13 protein-coding genes and 1 tRNA gene are annotated in these 11,437 nt (G+C 60.9%); 5 read left to right on the top strand and 9 right to left on the bottom strand.

The window, feature by feature from the left end; all coding sequences use genetic code 11:
- The 3 genes from BMZ70_RS24330 to BMZ70_RS24320 form a co-directional block, all read left to right on the top strand.
- A partial coding sequence (locus tag BMZ70_RS24330) for an alpha/beta fold hydrolase (protein ID WP_139212902.1) occupies positions 1 to 411 on the top strand: 411 nt, incomplete at its 5' end.
- Between the two features lie 60 nt (positions 412 to 471).
- Positions 472 to 1,209 carry a type 2 periplasmic-binding domain-containing protein gene (locus tag BMZ70_RS24325; RefSeq protein ID WP_092280337.1) on the top strand — a complete coding sequence of 246 codons (738 nt, stop codon included), beginning with the start codon at positions 472 to 474 and terminating at the stop codon, positions 1,207 to 1,209.
- Positions 1,210 to 1,245: 36 nt separating this feature from the next.
- Complete coding sequence (locus BMZ70_RS24320; RefSeq protein WP_092280335.1) at positions 1,246 to 2,034, top strand: type 2 periplasmic-binding domain-containing protein; 789 nt, start codon at positions 1,246 to 1,248, stop codon at positions 2,032 to 2,034.
- A 2-nt stretch (positions 2,035 to 2,036) separates the two neighbouring features.
- Here BMZ70_RS24320 and BMZ70_RS24315 read toward each other — a convergent pair whose 3' ends face one another.
- The 9 genes from BMZ70_RS24315 to petA form a co-directional block, all read right to left on the bottom strand.
- Positions 2,037 to 2,921: a dienelactone hydrolase family protein gene (locus BMZ70_RS24315; protein WP_092280333.1), complete on the bottom strand. Its 885-nt coding sequence runs from the start codon at positions 2,919 to 2,921 to the stop codon at positions 2,037 to 2,039.
- A gap of 104 nt (positions 2,922 to 3,025) precedes the next feature.
- Positions 3,026 to 3,898: a DNA methylase gene (locus BMZ70_RS24310; protein ID WP_092280331.1), complete on the bottom strand. Its 873-nt coding sequence runs from the start codon at positions 3,896 to 3,898 to the stop codon at positions 3,026 to 3,028.
- Positions 3,899 to 3,901: 3 nt separating this feature from the next.
- Complete coding sequence (locus tag BMZ70_RS24305; protein WP_373922553.1) at positions 3,902 to 5,164, bottom strand: DNA methyltransferase; 1,263 nt, start codon at positions 5,162 to 5,164, stop codon at positions 3,902 to 3,904.
- A gap of 74 nt (positions 5,165 to 5,238) precedes the next feature.
- Positions 5,239 to 5,314, bottom strand: a tRNA-Thr gene (locus BMZ70_RS24300).
- Positions 5,315 to 5,340: 26 nt separating this feature from the next.
- Positions 5,341 to 5,832 (bottom strand): ClpXP protease specificity-enhancing factor, encoded by a 492-nt coding sequence (locus BMZ70_RS24295; RefSeq protein ID WP_092280327.1) that lies wholly within the window; start codon positions 5,830 to 5,832, stop codon positions 5,341 to 5,343.
- 77 nt (positions 5,833 to 5,909) lie between these two features.
- Positions 5,910 to 6,521 (bottom strand): glutathione S-transferase N-terminal domain-containing protein, encoded by a 612-nt coding sequence (locus BMZ70_RS24290; RefSeq protein ID WP_072788101.1) that lies wholly within the window; start codon positions 6,519 to 6,521, stop codon positions 5,910 to 5,912.
- Between the two features lie 116 nt (positions 6,522 to 6,637).
- The gene (locus BMZ70_RS24285) at positions 6,638 to 7,402 is read right to left on the bottom strand and encodes a cytochrome c1 (protein WP_092280325.1); all 765 of its coding nucleotides are present in this window, start codon (positions 7,400 to 7,402) and stop codon (positions 6,638 to 6,640) included.
- Between the two features lie 26 nt (positions 7,403 to 7,428).
- On the bottom strand, positions 7,429 to 8,841 hold the full coding sequence (locus BMZ70_RS24280; RefSeq protein ID WP_092280323.1) for a cytochrome b: 1,413 nt from the start codon (positions 8,839 to 8,841) through the stop codon (positions 7,429 to 7,431).
- Between the two features lies 1 nt (position 8,842).
- The gene (petA, locus tag BMZ70_RS24275; protein WP_092280321.1) at positions 8,843 to 9,451 is read right to left on the bottom strand and encodes a ubiquinol-cytochrome c reductase iron-sulfur subunit; all 609 of its coding nucleotides are present in this window, start codon (positions 9,449 to 9,451) and stop codon (positions 8,843 to 8,845) included.
- Between the two features lie 348 nt (positions 9,452 to 9,799).
- Between petA and mscL the strand changes: the two genes are divergently transcribed.
- Positions 9,800 to 10,231 carry a large conductance mechanosensitive channel protein MscL gene (gene mscL, locus BMZ70_RS24265; RefSeq protein ID WP_175500817.1) on the top strand — a complete coding sequence of 144 codons (432 nt, stop codon included), beginning with the start codon at positions 9,800 to 9,802 and terminating at the stop codon, positions 10,229 to 10,231.
- 36 nt (positions 10,232 to 10,267) lie between these two features.
- Positions 10,268 to 11,437, top strand: a complete 1,170-nt coding sequence (locus BMZ70_RS24260; RefSeq protein ID WP_092280315.1) for a Do family serine endopeptidase — start codon at positions 10,268 to 10,270, stop codon at positions 11,435 to 11,437.

Genomic DNA, 11,437 nt, shown 5'->3' with positions numbered 1-11,437 from the left:
GAAGTGTTTGACGGCATCCGCGCCGGCCAGCTCAAGGATCGCGGCCAGCTGTACCTGGATATCGCCTCGGGCCCGTTCTACAACTACAATCGCGCCGGCGCCAAGCCTTCGCAAGGCATCATCCAGGCGTGGTACGCGCAGGGCATGCAGGGCGGCTTTAAAAACACCTACGACTCGATCAAAGCGTTCTCGGAAACCGACTTCCGCGACGACCTGAAAAAGTTCGACAAGCCGACCCTGGTGATCCACGGCGACGACGACCAGATCGTGCCGATCAAAGCCGCCGGCATCGCCTCGGCCAACATCGTGAAGGGCGCCAAGCTGCTGGTCTACCCGGGCGCACCGCACGGCCTGACCGACACCCACAAGGACAAGTTCCACGCCGACTTCCTTGCATTTGCCAAGTCTTGATTTGTTGACCGGGCTTTAGTTACAGCGCAGAATGGATCGACCATTCTGCGCTGTGTCTTTATGAAAAAATGTCTGGCCGTTCTGGCAATGCTGTGGGTCGGCGTGCTCTGCGGAGCGGCGCAGGCCGAGGTCATCCCGGTCTACACCAGTGCGCAAGTGGCGCCGCTGGTGCTGCCCGACGGCTCCGGCATCTATCCCGACATGGTGGCCTACCTGAACCGGCAGAAGCTGGGCGGACTGAGCTTCAAGCTGGTCTACCTGCCGCGCAAGCGTCTGCAACTGAAAGCCGAAAGCGGCGAGCTGGATGGCATCGTCATCGGCATGATGCCGCACTGGTTCGACGACAGCGCACAGAAAAAATACCTGTGGACCGCGCCGTTCGCGCTCGACCGCTACGTGGTGGCGCTGCCGCCCGGCAGCCGCTACACACCGGGCACTACCGGCACGCTCACTGGCGGCTCGCTGGGCATGGTGCTGGGCTACAGCTATCCCGACCTGCATGAATGGATGCGCCAGCAAGGCCTGGTGCGCGCCGATGCCCTCAGCGATGAGCACAACCTCGAGAAGTTGCGGCTGGGGCGGCTCGACAGCGTGGCGCTGGCCGAGTCGGTGTTGCGCTACTACCGCAAGCACCACCAGCCGGACGCCTTTTTGGTCTACCCACTGCCGTCGCGCCAGACCGAGCGGCGTTTCCTGGTGCCGCGCGGGATGACGGCGGTGTACGACAAGATCGCGCCGGTGGTGCGCAAGGCAAAAGATGATCCCGAATGGCAACATGCCATGTTGCGTTATGAGTAAGCCACGCTATACTCGACGTAATTCTTGGGATCGCTAATGAAGCGCTGGCTTAGCCTGTTATTACTCGTTGCGTGCGGCGCGTCGGCCGCCGAGGCCTGCCAGCCGGTGCGGGTCGGCTATTCCGACCGCGAACGGGCGCCTTACTACATGGGCAACGGCAGCGAGGTGCCGGCGCAGCCCGGCGTGCTGGTGGAATTGTTCCGCGAGGCGTTTCGCAGCGTCGGCTGCCCTGTGGTGCTGGTGCGGCTGCCGGTGGCGCGGGTGCGCATCGCGCTGGTGAGCGGCACCATCGATATCGCCCCTGCCGACACCCCCGACGAGCGCCAGGCTGGCTACGTGGTGGCCAACACCGCCGACGGCGCCGTCGACCGCAAGCGCGCGCTGGCGATCACCGCCTATGTCTTCGTGCGCAGCGCCGACAAGCTGTCGCCCGCCACCGATCCGATGCAGTACTTCAAAACCCACACGCTGGCGGCCAACCAGGGCACGCTGCTGGCGACCCAGCTCAAGGCGGCCGGCCTGCAGGTGGACGACGGCAGCTTCAGCTCGTGGAACAACTTCGATAAATTGCGCCTGAAGCGGGTGGACGGCTTCACGCTGGCGCTGATGACCCCCACCGCGCTGGATGGGTACGTGCAGGCACGCTACGGCAACCAGTTGATGCGGCTCGACAAACCGGTGCGCAATTCCTACATGTGGCTGGGCGCGAACCGGGCCTACTACCAGCAGCATCGCGAGCAGGTGGAAGCGGTGTGGACCTGGCTGGGCGCACATGGCGCCCAGGAGGTCGATGCGCTGACGCGCCGCTACGCTGCCGCGCCTTAGGCTCAGGCCAGGCGGGCGCGGAAGAAATCAACCGTGCGCTGCCAGGCCAGCTTGGCGGCGGCGGCATCGTAGCGCGGCGTGGTGTCGTTGTTGAAGCCGTGCTCGACGCGTTCGTAGACGTGGTACTGATAGTGCGCGCCGGCTTCCTTCAGCGCCTTCTCGTAGGCCGGCCAGCCGGCGCGGATGCGTTCGTCGTTGCCGGCATCGTGGATCAGCAGATGGGCCTTGATGCGCGGGACATCCTCGGCCTTCGGCTGGGCGCCGTAGAACGGCACGGCGGCCTGCAGCTCGGGCAACTGGGTTGCCAGGTAATTGGAGATGCCGCCGCCGTAGCAGAAGCCGACCACGCCCAGCTTGCCGTTGCCGTCCGGCTGCTGGTGCAGCCAGCGCGCGGCGGTGACGAAATCGGCGCGGGTCTTGGTCTGGTCCAGCTTGCCGAACAGGGCGCGGGCCTGGTCCTCGTCGCCGGGGTAGCCGCCCAGTGTGAACAGGGCGTCGGGCGCGAAGGCGATGAAGCCGTCCAGCGCGAGGCGGCGTGCGATGTCTTCGATATGCGGATTCAGGCCGCGATTCTCGTGCACCACCAGCACCAGCGGCAGCTTGCCCTTGGCCGCTTTTGGCGACACCAGATAGCCGCGCACCTTGCCATTGCCTTCGGGCGAAGGGATCTCGACGAAGCGGGCGTTGAGGCGCTGGTCATCGGCTGCGACCAGCGGCGCGGCAAAGCTCGGGCTCAGCGCGGTGAGCAGGCCGGCCGCCGTGGTGCCGCCCACCGCATAGCGCGTGGCCGACGACAGGAAATCGCGCCGGCTGATACCGCCGTGCACATACTGGTCGAACAGCTTGAGAACTTCGGGATCGAAATCGGCGGCGGTCTTGCGGGTCATGTCGGGGCTCCGTGGAGGTGGAATGAAGCGCCCAGTGTAGCCCAGCCTCCGGCCGGCACGGATGGAATATTTCTACATATTCAAAGGTGGATTTTGGCGCCAAGTCAGGCGCCGGCGATGTATTCCAGGAACTCAACTGCTTCCGGTTTAGTCTCGAACTGGAGCTGGACTTTGCTACCGTTGTCGTACACGACCATAATGTCGAATCGACGGAAAGTGTAGTCGTGCCCCGCCGCCGTGTTGTACGCGTTAATGAAACTGCGGGCTTGTGCTGAGTCGGTGAAATGATTTTCACCCCCGTGCAGCGGAATTAAAACGATCTGTTGTATTTTGCGGTCCAATGCGTCCTTCAGATTGCTGAAGAAAGTGGCCAGCAAGGCGGAATTTTTCTCAATGAGGCTGTTTCTCAGCGTGTCGCGCTGTGTCGCGCTGAGTGCCACGACCTGGTCAATTGCCCTTTGAAAATCTGCATGCGGCGTTTTCTCACCAAATGCGGCATGAATCCCAACGGCGGCGAACGCCGACACAACCGTATCATACGGGAAGTACATGACTTTGAAGCCGGAGGACTGCATCTGCGTGACGGAGCCATCGGTGAACTCGCCTGCCAGCACGGTGCCGAGGAACGGCTGGTCCCATACGTGCTTTTCCGCAATCGGGAGAATGGCCCCTTGGATTTCTTGCGCCTTGTTACGGGAATGTTTGGTGTAGCGTCGCCATGCCGCTTCGATGAAGGCCAGCGGCCGTCCGCGCTTGTGGGCGGTGCCGTTTTTTTCGATCACAAAATCGAGGTCGTGGTTGTTGCCGAACTTGTCGACCCAGGTGACCTTCTTACCGCCGCGCGCCGCGCCGCGCGCGCCTTTCTTGTCGAGATATAGTCCGCGCTCATCGCAAAAAGCCTGGAGTTCTGGAACCATAATGTCTTCCAGCAAATCACCAATGAGTTGTCCAAACTTGTGCGACGGCGAATCGGCCATGCCTTACCCTTCTATCCAGAGCCGTCCCTCATGCAGGGGGACGTCATGTTTGCGGTTTTTCCACTTTACATTGCGGTCGCGGATCTTCTCGAAGGTGTAGCTCTTGAAGCCCGCAGCCAGCGCCAGTTTGCCCAGCCATTCTTCCGCCGGCACGTGCACGCCGTAAGGCGCCGAGTCGCCGATCACCAAGCACAGCCGCGAACCCGCTTTGCACAGCGGCCGCAACATCTGGAAGATCCGCGACAAGTCGAGGAAATAGGCGGCGATCATGGTGTGATAGGTCTTCTTCCCACCCTTGGTCAGGCGCACCTCGGCCAGTTCCTGGCAGACCGGACCCAGCTCGTCGATGATCGGGGCCAGCGCGGCTTCCTGCAGGATGACCTCCAGCTTGATCTTGTCGGCAGCCGAATGTTGCGAGCATGAACGGATGATATGTTTTCTTACGGCATTATTCAAGTCGCCCCAGCCCTTGATCTCGCCCCAGAACGTCATTTCCAGCCGGGTCGCGTCGGCATAGTCGTAATTGTTTGGATAGGGCGGCGAAGTGACTACCAGATCGATGGAATTGGGCGGAATTGCCGGCGTATTGCGGGCGTCATGCTGCAAGATGGTAGCTTGTGCGCTGTGTTCGCGCTGTGCGAACGCCAAGTCCTCGGCGATTTGTGCGGCTTTTTCTTCCAGCGCCACGAAGGGATCCAGCACCTTGGCCTTGGTCTTGTTCGGCAGCACGTATTGCCACTGCGCGGTGCCGGCATGGCTGCAGGCGCGCAGGGCGGCGGTCAGGGTGAGCCACAGCAGCTGATCGAGCGCGCTGCCGGTGTCGCGCTCCAGGAATGCCGTCTTCAGAGCGAACAGCTTGGCGAGCGATTCCGGCGAATAGCACTTTTGCAGCAGCTCCGAATCCGTCTCCGGCGCGGCATCGATGCGCGCGGCCTGTTCCAGCAGCGTGGCGATTGCATCCAGGAATACGCCGGGCTCGACTTCCCGCCACAGCAGTTTGGCACGCGCAATCCGCGCCACGAAAGGATGGCCCTCAAGGCCCCAGGCGACCACGCCGACGCGCTCGGCCGCCAGCAGGGTGGTGCCGGAGCCGGCAAACGGGTCCAGCACGGTGTAGTCCGCGCCGGGCTGGTGTTCGCGGATGGTGTTCTCCACCCACTCGGCCGAAAAGCCCGCCGAGTAGCGGAACCAGCGATGCAACGGCAGCTTCATGTTGTCGGTGAAGGTGCCTGAGCGGGATTCTTTTGTTTCTTTTTTCCGCGTCACGTTTGCAGTCGCTTGAGAGAAGAGTGGAAATAAAGACAAACGCCTTACGTACACTGCACGTAAGGCGTTTTGTGTGGTGCCGACTGCCGGTTTCGAACTGGCCACCTGATGATTACAAATCAACTGCTCTACCAAATGAGCTAAGTCGGCGTGACTTTTACGGGGCGAATTATACGCTATTTAATACGGGTCAGCGTAGGACGGCCGCCCTTTTTAGGCGGATCGTTGTCGTCGCCCGGCGTGCCTGGCGCTTCGGTTTTTGCGTCGATGGCTGCAGGCGGCACGGCCGACAATACCGGCGCCAGTGGCGCTGCTTCGGCGTCGGCTTCGTCCTGCTCCGGCACCGACTGCTGGCCCAGCTGCGGCTCGAACGCCATGCCCTGGCCATTTTCGTTGGCGTAGATGGCCATCACGTTGTTGACCGGGATGTAGATTTCGCGCGACACGCCGCCAAAGCGCGCGTGGAAGCGGATGCTGTCATTGTCCATCTTCAGGCCCGAGGTGGCGCCGAAGCTGATATTGAGCACGATCTCGCCTTTTTTGACGTATTCCATCGGCACCGTGGTGCCGGCGTCGACCTTGACGGCGAGGTAGGGGGTGTAGCCACTGTCGGTGCACCACTCATAGATGGCGCGCAGCAGGTAGGGCTTGGTTGAGATTTCAGACATGGGTCTTCCAGACTGCGGTAAAACACGGCGCGCCGCCAGGCTAGGCCGGCCACGCGCCGTAGTGCTTCAATGAACCATTAACGGCGCATCACCTTTTCCGACGGCGTCAGCGCTTCGATGTACGCAGGACGCGAGAAGATACGCTCGGCGTACTTCATCAGCGGCGCGGCGGTCTTCGACAGTTCGATGCCGTAGTGATCCAGGCGCCACAGCAACGGGGCCACCGCCACGTCCAGCATCGAGAACTCGTCGCCCAGCATGTATTTGTTTTTCAGGAACAGCGGCGCCAGCGTGGTCAGGCGGTCGCGGATTTCTGCGCGGGCCTTGTCGTGGCTCTTGTCGTTGCCCTTGGCGCGTTCGCTTTCCAGCGTATGCACGTGCACAAACAGTTCTTTTTCAAAGTTGAACAGCATCAGGCGCGCGCGGGCGCGCATCAGCGGATCGGCCGGCATCAGTTGCGGATGCGGGAAGCGTTCGTCGATGTATTCATTGATGATGTTCGATTCATACAAGATCAATTCACGTTCCACCAGGATCGGCACCTGACCATAGGGATTCATGGTCGAGATATCTTCCGGCTTGTTGAACAAGTCGACATCGCGCACTTCAAAGTCCATGCCTTTTTCAAACAGGACCAGGCGGCAGCGTTGCGAGAAGGGGCAGGTCGTACCCGAGTAGAGAACCATCATTTTTTTCTAGTTCCTTAGAAGAACAAACAGGGCGAGACCGCGAACGGCTCACCCGGATCGATCGCCCGCCAAACGCGGGCATCGCAAAACAAGCGCCGGCCAGCCGGCGCCCTCGATTATTTCACTTCTTTCCAGAACGACGCGTTCAAGCGCCATGCCAGAAGGGCGAACAAGGTCATAAACAGCACGACCACCACGCCCAGTTTTTTGCGGGTCTGCGCAGCAGGTTCCGCCATCCATTCCATGTAGCCGACCAGGTCGGCCACGGCAGTGTCGTACTCCAACTTGCTCAGTTTACCCGGAGTGACCTGCTCAAATCCAGCAAACTGGTGCGTCGTTTTGCCTTCTTCGTGCGGGTCGGCCACTTCTTTCATGTTGACTTTTTGTACACCTTGCAATTCCCACAGCACATGCGGCATCGCCACATTGTTGACTACCAGGTTGTTCCAGCCGGTCGGGCGGGTGTCGTCCTTGTAGAAGCTGCGCAGGTAGGTGTACAAATAATCACTGCCGCTGCCGGCGCCAGACGCTTTCGCGCGCTGGATCACCGACAAGTCCGGCGGCACCACGCCGAACCATGCTTTCGCATCGGCCGGTTTCATGGTGGTGGTCATCATTTCGCCGACTTTGTCACCGGTAAACAGCAGGTTGGCCTTGATCTGCTCCTCGCTCAAACCCAGGTCTTTCAGGCGGTTGTAGCGCATGGAGGACGCATTATGACAGTTCAGGCAGTAATTTACGAACAGTTTGGCGCCATGCTGCAGCGCGGCCAGGTTATTTGAGCGGTCCGGCGCCTTGTCGAGCGGGATTCCGCCCTCGTTGGCGAAGGCCAGGCCGGGCAACAGTGCCAAAGCGGCAAGTATGCGTTTTGCGTATTTCATGTGTTGTCCTTTATGCACTTTAGCGATCAGTGGCCGTGGTAGACGACGCGGTCCGGAACCTTCTTGAACGTGCCCATCGCACTCCACCAAGGCATGAACAGGAAGAAGCTAAAGTACAGCAGGGTGCACACTTGCGACACGATGGTACGGCCCTCGGTCGGCGGCAGGGTACCGAGGTAGCCCAGCGTCAGGAACGAGATGAAGAACACCGCGTACACATATTTGTGCCAGTCCGGGCGGTAGCGGATCGATTTCACCGGCGATTTATCCAGCCACGGCAGGAAGGCCAGGATCACCACCGAGGAACCGAAGAACACCACGCCCCAGAATTTCGCGTCCAGCACCTGCGGCAGCATGCCGATGATGGCCACCAGCGCAACCACGGCGATGACGGTCTTGGTGAGGCTGGACAGGCGCGATTTGAGCCAGATGAACACCACGTAGGCGGCCACGAAGAACATCAGCACCCACATGAAGTCGGCGGTGGTGGCGCGCAGCACCGAGTAGAACGCGGTGAAGTACCAGGTCGGGGCGATGTGCAGCGGGGTTTTCAGCGAATCGCCCGGCAGGAAGTTGTTGTACTCGAGGAAGTAGCCGCCCATTTCCGGCGCGAAGAACACCACCGCGCTGAAGATGGTCAGGAACACCGACACGCCGAACAGGTCGTGCACCGTGTAGTATGGGTGCGACGGTATGCCGTCGACCGGATGGCCGTCGGCGCCCAGGTTTTCCTTGATTTCGATGCCGTCCGGGTTGCTCGAACCGACTTCGTGCAGCGCGATCAAGTGCGCCGCCACCAGGCCCAGCAGGACTAGCGGGATGGCGATCACGTGGAACGCGAAGAAGCGGTTCAGGGTGGCGTCCGACACCACGTAGTCGCCGCGGATCCACAGCGACAGGTCAGGGCCGATCAGCGGAATCGCGCCGAACAGGTTGACGATCACCTGCGCGCCCCAGTACGACATCTGGCCCCACGGCAGCAGGTAGCCGAAGAAGGCTTCCGCCATCAGGCACAGGAAGATGGCAAAGCCGAACAGCCAGATCAGCTCGCGCGGTTTGCGATACGAGCCGTACAGCAAGCCACGCGTCATGTGCAGGTAGACGATGATGAAGAAGGCCGAGGCGCCGGTCGAGTGCATATAGCGCACCAGCCAGCCCCACGGCACTTCGCGCATGATGTACTCGACGGAGCCGAAGGCCAGGTTGGCGTCCGGCTTGTAGTGCATGGTCAGGAAGATGCCGGTGACGATCTGCAGCACCAGCACCAGCATCGCCAGCGAGCCGAAGATGTACCAGAAATTGAAGTTTTTCGGGGCGTAGTATTTGCCCCACTGATCATTCCACAGCTTGGTGAGCGGGAAACGGTCGTCCACCCAGCCCAGTGCTTTTTGTGCGGCCGGAGCGTCGGCCGGGAATTTGGTCTCCTTGAATGCCCCCATCTTATGCCTCGCCTTTCTCGTCTTTACCGATGACCAGCTTGGTGTCGCTCAGGTACATATGGCGCGGGACTTGCAGGTTGTCCGGCGCCGGCTTGTTCTTGAACACGCGGCCGGCCATGTCGAAGGTCGAGCCGTGGCAAGGGCAGAGGAAGCCGCCCTCCCAGTCGTCCGGCAGCGAAGGCTGCGGGCCGGGGGTAAATTTGGAGGAAGGCGAACAGCCCAAGTGGGTACAGATGCCGACCGCGACCAGGAGTTCCGGTTTGCGCGAGCGCCATTCGTTACGGGCGTATTCGGGCGTGAATTCTTCGGGATTGCGCTTGGAGTCGGCGTCGGCCACTTTGCCGTCGGTTTTTTTCAGCGAGGCCACCATTTCAGGCGTGCGCTTGATGATCCAGACCGGCTTGCCGCGCCATTCCACGGTTTTCATCTCACCGGGATTGAGCGTGGAGATATCCACTTCGACCGGCGCGCCGGCCGCTTTCGCGCGCTCGGACGGCTGGAAGGTACTGACTAATGCGCCTGCGGTGGACAAACCTACGACACCGCCGGCGGCGCCAGTCGCGACCAGTAATCCGCGACGGCCTGAATCGACCTGCTTTTCGTTACTCATACAAACCCCAATCAGTCAAAGTGCGAACAAAATCTTGAGAACTGTGTACAAACTGAAAAACTGAAACCAAGGTACGAAATCCAGCAACACTACATTATAAAGTATGCACGCTGCAACTCCAGCACCAATGTTGCTCTTTCCCCAAGATTTTAGCCAGCCGTACTGGGCTCCCGCAGCGATGATAGGGGCGAGGGCGATGAGCATAAATTGATGTAGGTCAATTTATAGCGTAATTCGGCTTGCAAATGCGTAAACGGCAAGCGTGTTTGGAATCCAATTGAAAAAATAGTATGATCCAAGCGCAGTTTTGTTCACAATTGACCACACAGCGGGGATAAGAATATGGCAATGATGCAGGAATTTAAAGAATTCGCGATGAAGGGCAATGTGGTCGACCTGGCGGTCGGTGTGATCATCGGCGGCGCCTTCGGCAAGATCGTCGACTCGCTGGTGGCCGACATCATCATGCCGCCGATCGGCAAACTGTTTGGCGGCCTGGACTTCGCCAACTACTACATCCCGCTCAACGGCCAGGCCGCCAACCTGAGCCTGGTGGAAGCGAAAAAACTGGGCGCCGTGTTCGCCTACGGGAATTTTGCTACCATCCTGTTGAACTTTGTGATTCTGGCGTTCGTGATCTTCCAGATGGTACGCCTGATGAACAAGGCGCGCACCCTGGGCCAGAAGCAGGAAGCGGCTGCCGCTGCAGCGGAACCGCCGCCACCGACCCCGGAAGATATCGTGCTGCTGCGCGAAATCCGCGACTCCCTCAAAAAATAATTCAAGGCCGCCGCCAAGGCGGCAGGCTGGACTGCGATGCGACGACTCTGGTTATTGTTTGCGCAAACGGTGACCGTCGTATTGGCACTGTATTTCGTCTACACGGCGGTGGGCCGGCGCGAGCAGCCGGCACCGGTGCGCGTGCAACAGCTGGGCAATGTCGAGCATCCGGCGCCGATGCTGGAGGCGGCGCCGTCCAAGCCGCCGCTGTCGGCCGGTGGCTCCTACCGGGCGGCGGCGGCGCGCGCCATGCCGGCCGTGGTCAACATCATCACCAGCAAGAAACCCAAGCGTGGCCAGCATCCGCTGCTGCGCGACCCCTTCTTTAAAAAATTCTTCGGCGACCGCGATCGCGACGAGGACAGCGACGACGAGTCCAGCCTCGGCTCGGGCGTGATCGTCTCGGCCCAGGGCTACATCCTGACCAACAACCACGTGGTGGAAGCGGCCGATGAAATCGAGGTGGCGTTGGCCGACGGCCGCAAGGCTGCCGCCAAGCTGGTCGGCACCGACCCGGAGACCGACCTGGCGGTGATCAAGATCAGCATGGACAAGCTGCCGGTGATCGTGCTCGGCCAGGCCGAGCAGGCGCAGGTGGGCGACGTGGTGCTGGCCATCGGCAACCCGTTCGGCGTCGGCCAGACCGTGACGATGGGCATCATCTCCGCGCTGGGGCGCAACAACCTGCACATCAACCACTTCGAGAACTTCATCCAGACCGACGCGGCGATTAACTTTGGCAACTCGGGCGGGGCGCTGGTGGACGCCAGCGGCAACCTGCTGGGCATCAACTCGGCGATTTATTCGCAGACCGGTGGTTCAGTTGGCATTGGCTTTGCGATTCCGGTGTCGACTGCCAAGTCGGTGATGGAAGCCATCATCAAATCGGGCCATGTGGTGCGTGGCTGGATCGGCGTCGAGAGCCAGGAAATCACGCCCGAGCTGGCAGCCAGCTTCGGCTTGCAGCGCCAGAGCGGCGCCATCATTGCCGGCGTGGTGCGCAACGGCCCGGCCGACAAGGGCGGCATCAAGCCCGGCGACATCCTGCTGTCGGTGGACGGCAAGCCGGTGGCCGACACCAACAGCATGCTCAACCTCATCGCCCAGCTTACTCCCGGCGAAAAAGCTAAAATGTCGGTCCTGCGGAAAAACCGCGAGACTACGCTGGATGTGACCGTTGGCAAGCGGCCGGCCAGCGCCAAATAA

The organism is Duganella sp. CF402 (assembly GCF_900109645.1).
In the GTDB taxonomy this organism is placed as follows: Bacteria; Pseudomonadota; Gammaproteobacteria; order Burkholderiales; family Burkholderiaceae_D; genus Rugamonas.
This window is presented reverse-complemented; position numbering and strand designations above follow the sequence as displayed.

Bases quoted from the DNA above. Each gene is read 5' to 3' on its own strand.
- BMZ70_RS24295 (WP_092280327.1), bottom strand. From the start codon at position 5,832: ATGTCTGAAATCTCAACCAAGCCCTACCTGCTGCGCGCCATCTATGAG.
- BMZ70_RS24310 (WP_092280331.1), bottom strand. From the start codon at position 3,898: ATGGCCGATTCGCCGTCGCACAAGTTTGGACAACTCATTGGTGATTTG.
- petA (WP_092280321.1), bottom strand. From the start codon at position 9,451: ATGAGTAACGAAAAGCAGGTCGATTCAGGCCGTCGCGGATTACTGGTC.
- BMZ70_RS24320 (WP_092280335.1), top strand. From the start codon at position 1,246: ATGAAGCGCTGGCTTAGCCTGTTATTACTCGTTGCGTGCGGCGCGTCG.
- BMZ70_RS24290 (WP_072788101.1), bottom strand. From the start codon at position 6,521: ATGATGGTTCTCTACTCGGGTACGACCTGCCCCTTCTCGCAACGCTGC.
- BMZ70_RS24280 (WP_092280323.1), bottom strand. From the start codon at position 8,841: ATGGGGGCATTCAAGGAGACCAAATTCCCGGCCGACGCTCCGGCCGCA.
- BMZ70_RS24325 (WP_092280337.1), top strand. From the start codon at position 472: ATGAAAAAATGTCTGGCCGTTCTGGCAATGCTGTGGGTCGGCGTGCTC.
- BMZ70_RS24285 (WP_092280325.1), bottom strand. From the start codon at position 7,402: ATGAAATACGCAAAACGCATACTTGCCGCTTTGGCACTGTTGCCCGGC.
- BMZ70_RS24260 (WP_092280315.1), top strand. From the start codon at position 10,268: ATGCGACGACTCTGGTTATTGTTTGCGCAAACGGTGACCGTCGTATTG.
- BMZ70_RS24315 (WP_092280333.1), bottom strand. From the start codon at position 2,921: ATGACCCGCAAGACCGCCGCCGATTTCGATCCCGAAGTTCTCAAGCTG.
- mscL (WP_175500817.1), top strand. From the start codon at position 9,800: ATGATGCAGGAATTTAAAGAATTCGCGATGAAGGGCAATGTGGTCGAC.